Below are 17,278 nucleotides of genomic sequence, written 5' to 3'. Positions count from 1 at the left end.
CATGAATGCGGCTCAGTTACAATCTGCCCGAAAAATGAAACGTACACAGACGATATTGTTTTTTATCGTGCTGTTGGCTCTCATTATCTGGTCTTCCATCGGCGCAGAGTTTTCATTTGGAGCTTTGTTGGCAGGGGTAGGAGAGAGCTTCCGATTTATCTTTTTTGATTTTCTTCCACCTGATTTATCTTCACTTTCCCAGCTCATTGAACCTGCCATGCAGACCCTTTATATGAGTGTGGTGGCGATGGTCATCGGGTCGGTTGTAGCAGGGATGTTATCCTTTTTAGCCGCGGCCACGACAAGCCCTCACCCTTACCTTCAGGTATTTGTTCGTGCGGCTACATCGCTGTTTCGTAACATTCCGGTAATTATCTGGACGATTCTGCTTGTTGCAGCGTTTGGACTGGGGGCTGTAGTCGGTACGATGTCGCTGATCCTGATCTCAATTGGTATGTTGACTCGTTCCTTTGCCGAGGTGCTTGAAGAAATTGACATGGGACAGGTAGAAGCGGTTCGAGCTGCTGGCGGGAGTTATTTACAAGTGTTGTCCCAAGCCGTGTTTCCACAATTCTTACCCGGGTTTATCGGTTGGAGCTTGTACAACTTCGAAATCAACGTACGCGCTTCTACAATTGTAGGGATGGTTGGAGGCGGTGGTCTCGGATTTATTTTACAATCCAAATTGAAGTTATTTCAGTATCAGGAAGCCAGCATGGCCGTGTTGCTTGTGCTCGTTATCGTTCTTGTTGTGGAAATGATCACCAATCGCGTAAGGGAGCGAATCATATGAGTATGCGAATGAACGAAGCGAAGCCATCTTTTACGCTGTATACTTCCATACCAGAGCCACCCAAGCCAAAAAGAAACAAGCTGTTCGTGATCGGACTGCCGCTTATTGCTGTGCTTTTTGTGTTCAGTCTCGTTCAGCTGCAGTTCGACTATTCTAAGATGGCCCAAGGCTTTACGAAACTCGGCGGTTACATGGGAACCATGTTTCCACCTGATTTCTCGGCCTGGCGCCATGTCCTGCTCGCTGCTGTAGAATCATTGCAAGTTGCCATTCTTGGATCGGTGCTGGGTATCGTCGTAGCGTTCTTTCTCTCCTTTTTGGCTGCAAGCAATTTGACGCCTCATCGGTTCGTCGCTTGGATCATTCGAAGCGCCGCTTCCTTGCTTCGTGCGATTCCCACAATCGTGTGGGCCCTTATCTTTATCGTGTCTGTTGGTCTTGGACCGCTTCCCGGAGTGCTTGCGATTGCTGTCTCTGCCGCAGGCATGCTTGTCAAAGTATTTGCCCAGTCACTGGAGGAAATCGACAAGGGGGTACTCGAAGCGATGCAGTCTACGGGTGCCAGCTGGCTGCAGATTGTCATGCAAGGTATTTTGCCTACCGTGAAGACAGCCTTTATTGCCTGGTGCGTGCTCCAGCTGGAAGGCGGTATTGCCGAATCCACTATTCTCGGTGCGGTTGGCGCGGGAGGTATTGGATATGAGATGACTCATGCCATGAAATCCTATAACTTTGCGGCTGCTTTGTTTGTCGGATTGGTCGTTTTCGTCATGGTATTCAGCGTGGAGTTCGTGGCAAACCGATACAAAATGAAGCTAAAAACACGTCAAAACTAATTCATTCATATTCATAACGATGAATATCACTTTGAGGAGGAATATCAATGTCAACATCTAATTCACTTTTGAAACAAGGCCCTCTGGTACAGGCTAGGTATAACGATAATAACGGGATTACGTTAGCCTGGAATATGGAAGAGAACATAGAGGCGGAGGCAGTTTACCACTCTGTTCTACCGGAATTGATTGAATCCAACAGCACACTGCTTGATGTACAAATCGACCCGGCAGGAGCAGTATTTACGAGAACGGTGTCTCCAGGCCGAAATTATTATCATGTGAAGTTCACGAATGGGTCGATATCAACCATTAACGATCGCATGATTTACACCGATGGAGTAATTAATTTCCGTGATATGGGCGGTTATCTCACAGAAGATGGTCGCACGACTCGATGGGGAATGCTGCTGCGGTCTGCTGATCTGCATGAGCTTAGTGAGCAGGACCTGCATACGGCCACTGCACTCGGTATTGACTGGATTTGTGATCTGCGCAGTGATTTTGAAGTAGCTAGCCGTCCAAGCCCAGCCATTGGCCATGCGATCAACACGAATATTCCCTTTATGGCGGAAGCAAGTCCTGAAGAAATGCAGAAGATCGGACATGATCTGCATGCAGGCTACAAAGCCATGATCTTAAATACGGACAAATGTGCACTTATCCTAAATGAACTATTAAAAGAAGAGCAGGATACCTCCTTGTTCCATTGTGCAGCCGGCAAAGACCGGACCGGAGTCGTATGTGCAGTGATCCTTCTCACCTTGGGTGTGCCGCAAAATGTAGTTATTGAAGATTATGAACTGACGAATCTCGCAGTGGAGGGACTCATGCAGCGCTTCCTCTCCGGAAGCAACAAGGGTTATCAAAAATACATGGATCAAATGCCTGAATTTAAGGGAGCGATTCCGGAAATGATGAAAGCGGCCTTTATCCAATCGGCACTTGAAGCAATCGAAGAGAACTACGGTTCTTTTGATCAGTATCTTAAAGAGGGACTGGGCATTAGTGCCGAGCAAAGGACAGCTCTTCAAAACAAATATCTGGTTTAAAAAAATGGAGTCCAGAAACTGGGATACAGTGTTGGACTCCTTCTTGTCTTGGTCTGGTTGCGTAACTTCTCCTAAGACTGGTAATATAGGATGAAATGTGTAGATCTCATTAAAATTCAAATGAAGTCCTCATCAATGAGAGAAAGGGATTATGATATGAACAAAATATCGCTTGTCGATACAGCATACATGATGCTTCGTGAGCGAATGGTTTGCGGTGAATTAATGCCCGAAACCCTGCTTTCAGAGAACGAATTGGCGGAGGAGTATCAGATGAGCCGTACACCAATCCGTCATGCCATTGCTCGCCTTGAATCAGAAGGTTATGTGACTTCTCTCAAAAATCGTGGTGTATTGGTCAAGGATGTAGGGGGTAAGGAATTTCTTGATCTGATTGAACAGATTCAATCCATGCTTTTTTACTCTTTCGAAATGATGAAAAACCCGAACCGAGAGATCTACTTAAATCTTGAATCACTTGCAGCTCATGTTGAGGTCCAGCGGACCGCCGAGAAAAGGAATGACTATGCCTTATACACCGAACATCATTTTCTTTTCATGCGGGAGATCGTTGAATCCTTGAACAATGGTGTAATGCTGAACACATTTGACTCCTTTCGGGATAAACTTTACATGTATTCCATCGTCCGCTTCAAGCGAACTCCGCATATCAAACACTACAGTGCGATTGGAATTAATCGGGATACGCTGCACGCTTTATCCAGTAATGATTATAAGGCAGCTCAAGAGGTTGTGTTATCCCTCATTCCTATAACCAGAGAACGCATGCTTGTTACAGGGCAATTTTAATTTTGAAGTTAGTGGGTTGAGTGCTAACGTCAATTATGATGAACCAAAAAGCGGCTGCCTTAACGGGCAGCTTATTTTGTAGGGGCAGACGGTATGGACGCCAATCTTTTTAAAAGCGTCACACGATTACCCATTATTTTGTACATATAACAGCCAAAGTCTTTCCTAATGGATCGGCTTTTTTTATTGGAGTAATTGAAGTGATCAGCAGCAGCAGAAGATGTGTGATTGGATAATTTTAGTAATATTAAATGAAAACAAAATTTGCTAAAATATTGTATAGTTATTCTACAAATTTAGCCATTTTAGCGGAGGATTGATCGGGAAGTATGAAAGAGTTTTTGAGCGAGCAGTCCATTGAGGCATTTAGATCAATTATAAATCACAATCCAGATGCCACTTTTATCGTTTCGAACGAAGGAACGATCGTAGAAGTAAATGAAGGGGTTACAGAGTGTTTAGGATTTCAAAAGAAAGAAATCATGGGTTCATCCTACAAAGATCTCTTTTGTCAACATCAGCTTGATTTGATCAGCCAATATTTTTCGGAAGTCTTAAAGGGTGCATCCTGTCAATATGTTGCCGAAGCCCATCATAAAAATGGAGAAATTGTTTATTTGCAAATTAAGCAAGTTCCTTTGTTTTTTGAAGGTAAGGTAAACGGGATCTTTGGAGTAGCTAAAAACATTACTGAGTACAGGCATCTGCTTAAGGCTTTGAAAGAAAGCGAAGAGCGCTATCGACTCTTAGCCGATAACTCCCTCGATCTGATCCAGTTGATCAACCTGGATGGCATTGTGGAGTATGCCTCTCCTTCTCATAAAATGGTGCTTGGCTTCGATCCAAAAGAATATATAGGTAAATGGGTATTCTACCAACCAAATGGAGATGTGGACGATAAATTTCGTACAGTATTTATGAGTATGTTACTTTTGAGAAAGCCCTTTACCTACGAAATAAAGCGACAGCATGAACAGGGCTATCCTGTATGGCTGGAGATGAAAGGAACACCGATGTTCGATGAGGACGGTGATTTTAAAAACATGATGCTCGTGGGAAGAGAAATTACAGAGCGGAAAACGTACCAAGTTCAACTGGAACAATTAAGTTATCATGATGCACTTACTGGTGCCCCTAACCGGAGATATCTCAATAAAATGCTAAGCGATGCTTTGAGTGCAGCAACGACAAGCACTGGCCAGCTAGCCGTCATGTTTGCGGATTTAGACAATTTTAAACAGATCAATGATACATTAGGTCATGATGCGGGGGATGAATTGCTACGGCAATTTGTAAAGCGAGCAGGAGCTTGTCTTCAAGAACATGATGTCCTGGCCAGAATGGGTGGTGACGAATTCGTCTTTGTACTTCCTCATGTCAAATCCTCCTCAGAACTCAGCCTTTTGGCGGAAAACATCTTAGAAACATTGCAGCTCCCTTGGATACTCGGTGGGAAGGAGCTCTATACAACTTCAAGCATCGGCATTGCCTTTTACGAAGAAGACGATTCAGTAAAAGAACTGCTTCAGAAAGCAGATGCAGCACTTTATCTTGCCAAAGCGGAAGGCAAAAATACATATCGCATCTACTCATTCCGTGACTTGTCAATGCGCTGATTCAATCGAAAGTGATGGCGCTGTTTGTTGTATTTAAATTCTCTACTACGAAAAGACGATGATCTAACAACAGCGGTTAATAATATGGATTCAACATGACAATACAAATATCTCCATTAGTACAAAGTCAATTTACTAAGAATCTTCTTCAACTATTTTTTTAAGCTGACGGGTAGGTTAACATAACAGCAAGAAAAAGCACTTCTAAATACAGAACTCTTAGAGAGTTTTAAGGAGCAGCCCGCGCGGGCTGCTTTCTTGTATGTGTACTTATGATTAATGCAGAAGTGCAGAATAGAAGGGAGTACGACGATATCTTTACTCCTATGATGATGTAACTGTTTTTCGGAAACGGGATGATTGCACGTAAATACCTTTCGAATGAACAACCCGCGATGTATATCAAGGAGAATAATCGTCATAATAAGGAAATGTTGCTGGAAGAAGGGAGGTAAGAGTAGTGGATGAACAATCTGCCACGAATACAAAAGAGGAGAATATCACCAAAAGTTTGAACGAATCCTTGGGTAGAATTGAAGAAATCTTTACGAATACTCCCGACTTAATCATCCGAAAGTTGTGTATAAAACAGACCGGGGAACCAGCCGCCATAATCTATATGGAAGAATTGACAGATAAAGCATCACTTAATCAGAATGTCCTTGCTCCGCTTCAACTAGAAACCGGAAATCCCTCCGGAGATTTCATTACAACTGTGGGTTATGTCAAACCTCACTCCACGTGGGAAGAGCTGAGACTTTCCATTATACTCGGCTACAGCGTGTTATTCATTGAAGGAAGAAGTACTGCATACGCATTGGATACAAAAGGATTCCCGCAACGCGCTATTGAGGATCCTCAGCAGGAGCCCTCACTAAAAGGGGCTCATCAAGGATTTATAGAGACAGGTTCTCAAAATATTGCCATGATCCGTCGTTATATTGCGGACAAAGAGTTAAAGGTGAAGCGGTATATTGTTGGGCAGCGGGGACAAACGCCAGTATCTTTGCTTTATTTGGAAGATGTGACCCAACCAGACATCATTAAAGCGCTGGAAGAACGGATTCAATCCATTGACGTGGATGCCATCATTAACACCGGAGAATTGGCTGAATTTATTGAGGACCAACCGCTTGCGTTGCTTCCCCAAATGATTACGACAGAGAGACCGGATACGGCTGCTTCTCAAATACTGCAGGGGCGTTGTGTCATTGTAGTGGATGGTTCGCCAAGTGTTCTGGTTGCGCCGGCTACGTTCATGTCTTTTTTTCAAACGGTTGATGATTACAGTTCCCGATGGTCCATATCGTCATTCCTCAGAATATTGCGCATTTTTGCCTTTTTCATCGCTATTTTTTTGCCTGGATTTTTTATAGCCGTCATTTCGTTTCATTTTGAGATTATACCATTGAAGCTGTTATTAACGCTTGGTGAGTCAAGGGGGCAAGTTCCATTCCCACCATTTGTTGAAGCGATCATTATGGAAATTACACTTGAGATGTTAAGGGAAGCGGGAGTTCGTCTTCCAGCTCCAGTAGGACAAACCGTAGGAATCGTTGGTGGTATTGTCATTGGACAGGCAGTTGTGCAGGCAGGATTAATCAGCAATGTAATGGTTATCGTGGTGGCTTTTACAGCTATTTCATCTTTTATTATTCCCAATCAAGACATGATGGCAGCTGTACGAATTATGCGGTTCATGATGATGATACTAGCTAGCTGGTTCGGATTTGTAGGACTTGTCATTGGCATGATGAGCTTCATCATCCGGCTAATAACATTAAACTCGCTCGGTAATTCCTATAGCACACCTATAGCACCATTTCGGGCCATGGATTGGAAGGATACCTTACTGCGGGTGCCTTTGTGGATGATGAACAACCGCCCTGTAAGCACGAAATCCCGCCAGTCGATAAGGCAGGGAAAAAGCAGAGGATGGAAGGAGAAGAAATAAACCATGAAGTCATTACGCCCGGTAACGATGCTTCAATTCATTCTTATTATTTCTTCTTTCCAAATCAGTGTTGCTTTTTTGTCTATTCCCAGAGAGCTGGCGAGGCATGCGGGAACAGATGGCTGGATGGTCATTTTCTTAGGCTGGGGGCTGGCCACGATATCCTCTGTAGTAATTGTCAAGCTGATGAAACATAGTCCAGACAGTTCAATACTCGAATTGATTCAGCGTTATACTGGCGTGTGGGCAGCAAAAGTAGCTGCTTTTATATTTATGATCTATTATTTGCTTCTGGCATATGACGGTTACATGATCGCTTCACTCGTTATTAAATTATGGTTATTGCCAAGCACGTATATCTATATTCTAGTTCTGCTGCTGCTCATCCCCACATTCCAGATTGCGCAACATGGTTTTCAGGCGATCGGGCGGTACAGCGAAATAATCACCATGCTCTCCATATGGATTCCGTTCATTTATATATCTACACTGAGTAATGCCCATTGGCTTTATTTACTGCCCATCTTAAAAGAGGGATGGCTTCCGATTCTTTCATCCGTAAAATTTATGATCTATCCGATGCTTGGCATCGGCCTGGTTTTGTTTCTCTATCCCCAACTAGTCAACAAAGAAAAAGCATTACCTGCCATGATCATCTCCAACACGCTTACTTGCATCGTTTACTTGGGAATCACCCTGATTTGTTACGTGTACTTTAGTCCTGATGAGATCGGGGAGTATAACGACCCCGTGATTAGCATTATGAAGTCCGTTGAATTTCAGTTTATTGAGCGGGTGGAAGTGGTATTCATCGCATTTTATCTGTTCGTGTTTTCTTGCATATGGATTCCCTCCATGTATATTGTCTCGAGATGCTCCGCGTCGCTGGTAGGAAAAGGTCAGGAAAGATACCACCTTGCCGTGTGGTGTATTGTCATTGAAATTAGCTTTCTCCTCTATCGGCCCAGCTTTATCAAATCTACTCAAATAAACTACGCACTCAATTATATTGGTTTTATGATGGAGTTTGCTCTGCCTGCGGGTATTCTTCTATATGTAGCGATCCGCAAAAAGATGGGTGGGGGGCAACGCACATGAGATGGGTCGGAAAATTCATTATCTCGGTTGTTTCCTGCATTTTATTGGTTGCGCTCGCAGGTTGCGCCAGTGACAAAACCAATTTGGAAGATGCAACGGTTCCTTTGGCTCTTGGGTTGGATGTCAAAGATAAAAAGCTCCATTATTATATATCTGCCCCTGTATTCAGTAAAGACATTCAAAAGAAAAGCCGTGAAGGGGGAGGAACAGCAGAAGGTTTAAGACAGTCGAGAAATCAGCAGGATGCCCAATTTCCCGGTTCGCTTGCGGGACGTAATTTTCAAGTCATCATTGTAGGGAAACAATTGCTTCAATATAAGGATTGGTTTAAAGTACTTGATGTCATGTTTCGCGATCCTCGCAATACGATTACCGACCGCATCATTGCTTTTGACGGTCCTATGGAGGATATTTTTAATTTTCAAGCCAAAGATCAACCACCGTTACCTTTATTTATAAAAGCGATTGTCGATTCAGGAAGCAGAAGTTCAGCTACTGTAAAAACAACCGCGCAGGAGCTACATAGACAATTGTATGATCGAGCGATGACGCCTTCCATCTCGGAAATCAAGATCGAAAATAATAAAATCATGCTAAAAGGAACAACTCTTTTATCCCGAAAAGGGGAGTACAGAACTTCGCTGACCTATCAGGAGACGTCACTTCTTCACATTCTGAAAAATGAAGCTAAACCAGGGGTCAGTCTCACTTTTTCTGTTGATGATTTACAACAAACCATGCCATTTAACATCGACAAAGTGAGTTTTTCTTTAGGTGACATTTCGGTAAAAACGAAATCCTCTTATGAAAATGGCAGATTTCAATTCAACATTAAAGTGAAGTCAATCGTCAGCATAACTGAAAAGTTTCTTGAATTTGAACTTCTGGAAAATTCCGAGGAAATGGCAAATAAATTAAGCAAGGAAATGAAAAAAAACATGGAGGCGCTTATTAAAAAGTGCCAAAATTATAATATCGATCCTTTCGGGTATGGTTTTTATGCCAGGGCATATCAGTATCCCTTATACAAGGAAGCACAGGCCGACTGGGGGAAAGAACTATCCCGAGCACATTTTGATGTGGAAGTTGATCTTCGAATCGGCTCCACTGGAGCAGTAGAGTAATCGAGTATCCGGACATTAAAATTTGGGACTAGAACACTAGTTTAATCTTTCATGACACAAAACAACCGTTCTTGAAACGGTTGTTTTGTTGTTAACACCCAATAGTTACATTCTGGTTCCTATCTAATAAAAAGGTGCCTACTTTTCAAGTAGCATGAGAAATTTTAAGATGAAATTTTGTAGAAGATATGCATAGTGTAATCGTTCAATTAACCGATTAAGTTGGAGATTAGACGAAAGTAATTGAGGGGATGGTAGCGTCATGCCAATTGAAATCAGAGACATTGTGTCTAAGAAAATATTAAGTGAAGTAAAAGGTTATCTAGATATTGGTTTTACTCATTCACTAAATCCCTATACGGGTTGTGCATTTGCTTGCGAATACTGTTACGTCAGAGAAATACCTATTCAAAAGTTTAAGGATATTCCTTGGGGATCGTGGGTGGATGTCAAGAAAAATGCAGCAGAAAACTATCTAAAGGAAATCTCTCTTCTACGACGTAAAAACAAACCCATAAGTATATTCATGTCATCAGCCACAGATCCTTATCAACCTGTAGAGCAGAGGGCAAATATTACAAGAAGCCTACTGGAAGAAATGGATAAAAACCCACCAGATTCACTTCAAATTCAAACTAGAAGCCCGTTGGTTGCCAGAGACCTTGATATACTACTGAAATTAAAGGAAAAATGTAGAATTATGGTTTCAATGACAATCGAGACAGATCGCGAAGACGTGAAACGCATTTTTTCGCCCTATGCTCCTGGAATAAATTTAAGAGTTAAAGCCTTGAAAAAGATAAAGGATGCAGGGATACATACACAAGTATCTATTTCCCCTGTGCTACCTTTTTCACCTAATTTCGCTAACATGATACAGGGCATAACTGATCGAATTTGGATTGATACGCTATTGATTGGTGATGGTCAAATGGGGATGAGATCTGAGCGTTTAGGGATGCCACAATTCTTTGAGGCGAACGGCTGGGACAAATGGTACGAGAAAAGCATTCATCTGAAAGTAGAAAAATATTTTAAGGCAAGGTTCCCATCTGAAATAATTCATGTATCTAAAAACAGCGCATATCCATTTTGATTTTAACTAGCCATTCATTTAATGAGGATCTTGTCCGTTTTTTCTTTATGCAATAGAAATATTGCAGAAACTCGTGTTCGAAGATCAACTTTCTCTTACGAATCAATGGAGGATGCACGAGTCCTTCAATGACTTAACTTGAAGATGAAAATACATGGTCTATGCTAGGGAACAACCGTCGCTTCATTAATGGGAGGGTTAGGCCGTGCATTTGACGGAAGTTATGCTGAATATGCAGATCTCTAGTATGCTGGAGCAGACTATGCACTGCTCGATAATGAGCATTTGAGAGAACAGGTGTATGCTATTGCTCCAAATGGGGTAAACAAGGTTCTAGAGTTGGTTAGTGCAACGACTGTAAAGGAGTCCTTGCGATTCATCTCAGAACGAGGGATATGTTGCATGTCAGGGATAGTCTTTACACTCGAGGAGATTGGAAAGGCACATCTTTTAATGGAAAGTAACACTGCAAACGGTAAGATCGTTATATTCAATGACATTGTTGAGACGAATGATAACTTCTCTGCAAGCTAAAGATAAAAATAATAGTTACAAAAAGGTTCCTATGCAACATTAAGGTGCCTACTTACCAATTATCTAAAGTAGAGATACAATTTAAGTGAAGGCATATGCTCACGAAAATAGAAAGGGGTTTAAATATGACGATTACAGAAAACAAACAATTGATGCATCGTTTCACGAACTTCATTAATACGGCAAGCAAGGAACTTGCTGAAGAATTGATTTCTCCAGATGCTGTTTTTTATGTACCTATGCAAAAAGAACCAATGAATGGTCCAAGTGGTTATCTCTCCATAATTCATATGATGAGATCTGGTTTTTCCGATATACAATGGACTGTTAAGGAACTGGTAGCAGAAGAGGATCTAATAGCAGCTCATTTTGTCATGAAGGGCACACAAGACGGAGAGTTTCTCGGGTTTCCACCAACGAGCAAAAAAATCGAAGTAAATGCAATGAATTTTTATCGGATCTCTAATGGCCAAATTATTGAAGAGTATGGTCAGCCGGATATGCTCGGCTTGCTTCAACAAATAGGGGCAATTCCAAAAGCATAATTACATCTCCTCGATCTGGGCATCGTTCCAAAAAATTAAGAGTTGGATAATTAGATTAAAGTCGAAGAGGGACTGCATTTTGCAATCCCTCTTCTTAGTGATTTACAATTAGGAATATATAATCTACCGTCCCTACAAGAATATCAACCCCGGCACGGTGAAGATTCATCACATTCTAAGCTACAACATGGAGTTTGGATATGAGACATACTTTTCAAGTCAGGTATAATTATAGAGTGAATATTATTATTGATGTGTAGACTTGAATAAGTTACATAACTTGGTCCAAGAGTGCTCTGAATATGTAAGGGAAATCCTAACCACGATCCAACAAAGCCAGCAATGATATTGCCAAGTACGCCTCCCGGCACGTCCCGTCCAATCAGATTTCCACTTAACCAGCCAATTAACCCACCGACAATAAGTATCCAGATTAAATACACGAATTGGTCTCCCTTCCATTGATTTATTACAAGTTATGTTTCGTTAGGGGGAATGTTGCGGATCATCTGAGAATCGACCACTAAACCATTTCCATTTTAATCCAATGGTAGTAAAATCGGTTGTACCACCACTTGTATGAATGCTGATACAGATGGGGATTGGAGTTCGACAGTATAGGAAGGAGGCGCTTAGGTGTTCATGTTTCGAAGTCCTTTTATTTTAGCCTTGTTGATGATGTGTCTGATGTCAGGCTTGACTGCTTGTTCTGAGTCAGAGCAATCGGAAGATAAGGGTGCTTTGACAAAGGCTGACTTCACGGAGCAGATACAGAGCCTTAATCTGAATCTGGAAGAACCGGCATGGAAGCTGGATACCACCCCTGTGAATCTAACGTGGTTCGTTGGAGCCGAATGGTACGGGCACACTTGGGGTGAGAGCCTGACTTCCAAATATGTCACCCAAAAAACAGGAGTCAATATCGAATTTGAAGTATCCACTGGTGAACCAAGCGAGTTCTTATCACGGATGTTGACGACCGGTAGTCTGCCGGATTTGATAACCATCGGCTCCTGGGAGAGTGCGGTTAACAAACTTCGGGAGAGTAATAACATCTATGCCCTGGATGAGCTAGCCAACCAGTATGATCCTTACTTTTACAAGGTAGCAGGTGATGGTGCACTACAATGGTATCGTCAGGAAGACGGCCATACCTATGTCATTCCCAATGATGCGTACAGTCCCGAACAGATGCGTTCAACCGGCTTGACGGGAGCGAACCAAACCTTTCTCGTACGTAAAGATCTGTATGAGTCGATGGGCAAACCGGACCTTACCACACCGAAAGGTTTTCTAAATACATTGCAATTGCTGCAGAATCAATTTTCTGTTTATAAAGGCCAGCTGATCAGTCCGTTTTGGGCACAGGGGAATGCATCCTATGGGATGACCGAATATTTGCAAAATCTGCTTGCGGTCCCCCATGAACAGAATGGTAAAGTATACGACCGAATGACAGATCCCGATTATATCGAGTGGCTGAAAACATTTCGTACCGCTTACGAGCACGGCCTGATTAATGTTGATTTTCTGGTCGACTCCAGTGCACAGGTGCAGGAAAAAACCAACCATGCCCAATATTTTATGATGATTCGGGAATGGACAGACATATCGGACCTTAATTCGAAATTGGAAGTCCTTACGAATCAGAGTTCATACTATACTGCTGTAGATGGACCCCGGAGCAGCAGGGGAGAATCCGCTAAACTGTTTCCCGGCAGCATGGATGGCTGGATGGTTACGATGATTAGCAGATCCACGGAAAACCCTGAACGGGCCATCCGATTTTTGACCTATCTGGCCAGCGAAGAAGGCCAGAGGGATTTATTTTTGGGCAAAGAAGGTGAAACCTGGGCGATGAAGAACGGCAAACCGCAGTTGACGGAAGCAATGGTTCAGTTGCATGACACGGATAGGGATCGGCTGGAAAAGGAATATGGCATTATGGATACCTACTGGATGCTGCGAAACCCTGCTTTCGTTAACAAGTGGAGACCTGAGAATGCTCCATCCATTAAGCAAATGGAGGAGTTCGCCAACCAACAGGCCGATCTGGACAGCGGCATCTATAAGGGACTAGATCCTGTAGGGGATTCCGATATTGCGTTAGCCTGGTCACGTATTTCTCAGAATTGGGAAGAAGTGCTACCAGAACTGATTACAGCGAAGGATGAAACTGCCTTTGACAAAATTTTTGAGAATTTTCTGATACGTCGTGTGAACTACGGCTTTAACCAGGTGATGGAATATCGCCAGGCTGAACTGGAACTGCGGAAAGCCAAGATAGCCAGGTAAACATTCCCTACATTGTTAACTATCAGCTAACTGGTGATATATGGTATATGATAACAAAGGTGGTGAATACATCAGAATGAAATACCTGCTAACGAGATTGAGGAAGCTTTATCGCAATGCCCGTATATCCCAAAAGCTGTTTCTGGCATTTAGCCTGATGATTGCCATACCTGTTATTTTGATATCCTTTGTGTATATCCGCATGCAAGAAACCCAGCTATATAAGGACGCTATGGCAACGGGCAACAGCCACGTTTCATGGCTGAATGAACAATTGCGCAGAAGAATGGATATGATTGAGAACGCTTCCAATACAGCCCTCACTCAGAAATCATTTGTGGATTTTATTCATTCCAATATGCTTGTGGATGGACTACGTCTGGTGAAGTTTAAGCAAAACCAGTTTGAGCAAATGCTTAATATCATTCAAAGCAATGCGATGATCAGTGAGCTTAGCTTTTACGTCGATAACCCAAACTTGTATGAAATCTGGCCTGAAATCTATCATTATAAGAAATTTTGGCCGCAGGATTATTGGGTAAAGCTTCGGGACGAAGGTGGTGCGGCTTACCGTTTATTTTCTTTTAGGGATGGTGAACACACTTTATCCTACTATCGTCTGGTTCGCCTTCAAGGGCAGGAACAAAAACGCCCTAGTATTATGGAAGTGCGAGTCCCGCACAGCATGTTTTTCAGCGACCTGCTCCAGGAGAGCAAGGGGGACTTCTTTTCGGTGTTGATGAACGCAAGCGATCCTCCCCAGTATGTTTACAATCCCCAGCATGAGTTTTCTGAGAAATACGGGCAGGGGATGGAGGAGATCCTTGGCAGTATTCATGGCCAGCTGGATATATTGCCGCAGGAAAGCCCACTTCAGGTTAAGGTGGGAGATCAGAGCTTCTATGCATTGTATCGATACATCGCTCCGTTGAACACTTATGTGGTTGATATTGCTTCCCATCAGGCATTGATGAAGGGGCCGCGCAGTTGGTATGCATTTGTGGTAACGATTACATTATGTGTATTGCTGCTGATTATGCTACTCGTATCCCAAACGACGCGGCGTATTTTCCGGCGGCTGGACAGCGTATTGGTATCCATGCGTCAGGTACGGAAAGGCGAGCTGGATGCAATGATTGATACAGGCCTTGATGAGAACGAAAGAGGGGATGAAATCGATGAGGTGGCGGTGAATTACAATAAAATGTTACATGAGGTCAAACGTTTAATGACACAGGTCGTGGATAAGCAGTTAATTGCCAAAAACGCACAGTTGCACTCCCTCCATTCGCAGATTAATTCTCATTTTTTATATAACGCCCTGGAATCGATCCGTATGGTGGCAGAGGTACAGAGGCAGCCTGCTATAGCCAATTCATTGGTGTCGTTGGGCTCCCAGCTACGTTACAGCATGCAGTGGCATAGCGATACCGTTGCTTTTCGTGAGGAGCTTGCCAATATCCAAAGTTATATTGAATTTATCAACTTTATGGAAGGCGGTAGTATCGTTATGACGGCGGATCTTCCTCAGGAGATCCTTCGTTATGCCATTCCCAAGATGTGTATGCAGCCCATCGTTGAAAATGCAGTTCATCACGGGGCACCTTCAGGCGGCAGGGTAACTATAGAGATTACCTTTTCTGTGGAGAATGACAGTTTGCTTTTCATTAACATAAGAGATGACGGAAAGGGGTTAGAACCTGAGATGTTACACCGTCTTCAGGCAGTACTGCGGAGCGAATCGGATACACCGATGGTTACTAGCAGGAGCGGACTTGGTTTGGAAAACGTGAATAAGCGATTGCAGCTTCATTATGGCAAGAATTGCGGTCTTTGGATTGATAGTGTGCAAGGTGCATATACCTGCGTAACGATACGCTTGCCTTGGGAAGATGTAAATCTTGGAGGGTGGTAGAGCATGATTAATATCCTGATTGTGGACGATCAAAAACACATTCGTGACGGCCTGCAGGCCATGCTGCATCAATTTCCTCTGGAGCTGAACAACATATACTGTGCCGCGAGCGGGATTGAGGCGCTGGGCCTATTGCGGCAGCATTGCATTCACATTGTTATTACCGATATTATGATGCCGGATATGGATGGGTTGGCACTCATGGCTCAAACCAAAGAGGAATACATGGATGTGGAATACCTCATTATCAGCGGTTATCGTGATTTTACATATGCCCAAAAAGCTATCGGGCTTGGGGCAAAGGGCTACTTGCTAAAACCTTTGAAGCGAGAGGATCTGCAGAATTCCCTGGAGCATGTATGGCAAGAGATCCAGACACGGCAGGCACTTACGCATAAAATACAGCGTGTATCCCGTATCGCCCAAGAGACCGATCGTAAAGAATTAAGAATGTTTATGCAAGGTGCGTTAAGTGATGACGCATGGATTCTTCAGATTGAGGAACAGAATGATGCGTTATGGCGTAATTATCGCCTAACCCTGCTGCGGGAAGTTTGCATTAACCAGCCCGGAGCCAGCAGCGCCCATAGCATGGAAGCCATTGCTTATCGTGTGTTTGGCAGACAAGGTTGTATTTGCCTGCAACATCGCCCATACCTGATCCTTGCGGTGGATGCGTCCATAGATCCAAGTGTTTGGACTGCAGCGCTCAAGGAAGGAAAGATCGATGCCATAACGGCCATGACTAACCCGATGCAGGGGTTAAAAGAACTACCAGACAGCTATACCCAAGTGCTTGAGCTCTATCGTCACAGTTACCTGTTTCCTGATCAGTATAGTATCTTCCCAGCACATATTGAACATATGGAACAGCAGTGGCAACTTCCCTATGAAGACTTATATACACTGTTCCAGTCGATTGGAACGGATAACAGCGGAACAATTACGCAGGGTATTTCTGCAATATTTCACAAAAAGGTGCTGCAACGTTATCCTATTCGCTATACACAACAGCTCTGCGCCGCCACCGTTCAGATGATGGAGGAATACGAACGAGTTATCCGCCCTTATATGGGGGAAGAAGTGCTGGACCTTGAATCCTTGCGTAATCTCTTTGATTACCAAGGGATGCGTGATTATATACAAGCACTGCAAAAACAGCTGCTTCGGCTGAATCAGTTATATTATGACTATAAATGCAGCTATCGGAATTCGCAGGATCTAAATGAAGCCATTCGTTTTATACACGAGAGTTACCACAAACCGCTGGACCTCGCGATGGTATCCAATCATGTATCGCTTAATTATGCTTATTTTTCAAATCTGTTTAAGAAGAATATTGGTAAAGGTTTTGCTGAATACCTACGAGATGTGCGTCTGGATAAAGCCCGCAAGCTTCTCGCCGAAACCGATCATAAAATTGTTGAGGTGGCTGCTATGGTTGGCTATGAAAGCTACAAAAGCTTTACCCGCGCGTTCCGACTTGTGATGCAGATCCAACCCACAGAGTACCGACAGATGATGCGGCAGAAGGCAGATTGAATCAAAAGCCAAAAAAATGGGATACCACAAAAACAATTGTACCTTTTCAGCAAATTAACCTATTCGAT

Annotated in this window: 14 protein-coding genes; 13 read left to right on the top strand and 1 reads right to left on the bottom strand. The window is 43.2% G+C overall.

Annotated elements, in window-relative coordinates; genetic code table 11:
* The first annotated feature begins 1 nt into the window (after position 1).
* From phnE (MKX68_RS25040) to MKX68_RS24995, 10 genes are all read left to right on the top strand, one after another.
* On the top strand, positions 2–793 hold the full coding sequence (gene phnE, locus MKX68_RS25040) for a phosphonate ABC transporter, permease protein PhnE (protein WP_338587004.1): 792 nt from the start codon (positions 2–4) through the stop codon (positions 791–793).
* Positions 790–1,629 carry a phosphonate ABC transporter, permease protein PhnE gene (gene phnE / locus MKX68_RS25035; RefSeq protein WP_338587005.1) on the top strand — a complete coding sequence of 280 codons (840 nt, stop codon included), beginning with the start codon at positions 790–792 and terminating at the stop codon, positions 1,627–1,629. The genes phnE (MKX68_RS25040) and phnE (MKX68_RS25035) overlap by 4 nt, the downstream gene beginning before the upstream one ends.
* A 47-nt stretch (positions 1,630–1,676) precedes the next feature.
* Positions 1,677–2,681, top strand: a complete 1,005-nt coding sequence (locus MKX68_RS25030; protein ID WP_340914448.1) for a tyrosine-protein phosphatase — start codon at positions 1,677–1,679, stop codon at positions 2,679–2,681.
* Between the two features lie 156 nt (positions 2,682–2,837).
* Positions 2,838–3,491 carry a GntR family transcriptional regulator gene (locus MKX68_RS25025; RefSeq protein WP_047844352.1) on the top strand — a complete coding sequence of 218 codons (654 nt, stop codon included), beginning with the start codon at positions 2,838–2,840 and terminating at the stop codon, positions 3,489–3,491.
* Between the two features lie 329 nt (positions 3,492–3,820).
* Positions 3,821–5,107: a diguanylate cyclase domain-containing protein gene (locus MKX68_RS25020; RefSeq protein ID WP_338587008.1), complete on the top strand. Its 1,287-nt coding sequence runs from the start codon at positions 3,821–3,823 to the stop codon at positions 5,105–5,107.
* A 460-nt stretch (positions 5,108–5,567) separates the two neighbouring features.
* Complete coding sequence (locus tag MKX68_RS25015; protein ID WP_340914447.1) at positions 5,568–7,061, top strand: spore germination protein; 1,494 nt, start codon at positions 5,568–5,570, stop codon at positions 7,059–7,061.
* A 3-nt stretch (positions 7,062–7,064) separates the two neighbouring features.
* Positions 7,065–8,159 (top strand): GerAB/ArcD/ProY family transporter, encoded by a 1,095-nt coding sequence (locus MKX68_RS25010; RefSeq protein ID WP_340914446.1) that lies wholly within the window; start codon positions 7,065–7,067, stop codon positions 8,157–8,159.
* Positions 8,156–9,283 carry a Ger(x)C family spore germination protein gene (locus MKX68_RS25005; RefSeq protein WP_340914445.1) on the top strand — a complete coding sequence of 376 codons (1,128 nt, stop codon included), beginning with the start codon at positions 8,156–8,158 and terminating at the stop codon, positions 9,281–9,283. Before MKX68_RS25010 ends, MKX68_RS25005 begins: the two co-directional genes overlap by 4 nt.
* Before the next feature lie 262 nt (positions 9,284–9,545).
* Entirely contained in the window at positions 9,546–10,379 is an 834-nt protein-coding gene (locus MKX68_RS25000) for an SPL family radical SAM protein (protein WP_340914444.1), read from the top strand.
* A gap of 659 nt (positions 10,380–11,038) precedes the next feature.
* A complete protein-coding gene (locus MKX68_RS24995; RefSeq protein ID WP_338587014.1) occupies positions 11,039–11,458 on the top strand; it encodes an ester cyclase in 420 nt (139 codons plus the stop codon).
* 143 nt (positions 11,459–11,601) lie between these two features.
* On the opposite strand, the gene MKX68_RS28735 is transcribed toward MKX68_RS24995, so the two are convergent.
* Positions 11,602–11,901 carry a GlsB/YeaQ/YmgE family stress response membrane protein gene (locus MKX68_RS28735; RefSeq protein ID WP_445671089.1) on the bottom strand — a complete coding sequence of 100 codons (300 nt, stop codon included), beginning with the start codon at positions 11,899–11,901 and terminating at the stop codon, positions 11,602–11,604.
* A 199-nt stretch (positions 11,902–12,100) separates the two neighbouring features.
* On the opposite strand from MKX68_RS28735, the gene MKX68_RS24985 reads away from it, so the two are divergent.
* The 3 genes from MKX68_RS24985 to MKX68_RS24975 all read left to right on the top strand — a co-directional run bounded on the left by MKX68_RS24985 (position 12,101) and on the right by MKX68_RS24975 (position 17,210).
* A complete protein-coding gene (locus tag MKX68_RS24985; RefSeq protein ID WP_340914442.1) occupies positions 12,101–13,753 on the top strand; it encodes an extracellular solute-binding protein in 1,653 nt (550 codons plus the stop codon).
* Between the two features lie 97 nt (positions 13,754–13,850).
* A complete protein-coding gene (locus tag MKX68_RS24980; protein ID WP_340914441.1) occupies positions 13,851–15,668 on the top strand; it encodes a sensor histidine kinase in 1,818 nt (605 codons plus the stop codon).
* 3 nt (positions 15,669–15,671) lie between these two features.
* Positions 15,672–17,210 (top strand): response regulator, encoded by a 1,539-nt coding sequence (locus MKX68_RS24975; RefSeq protein ID WP_340914440.1) that lies wholly within the window; start codon positions 15,672–15,674, stop codon positions 17,208–17,210.
* Positions 17,211–17,278 lie beyond the last annotated feature (68 nt).

This window comes from Paenibacillus sp. FSL M8-0212, assembly GCF_038004645.1.
In the GTDB taxonomy this organism is placed as follows: Bacteria; Bacillota; Bacilli; order Paenibacillales; family Paenibacillaceae; genus Paenibacillus.
The sequence above is the reverse complement of the archived record's forward strand: the minus strand, read 5'-3'. Positions and strand labels throughout refer to the sequence as shown.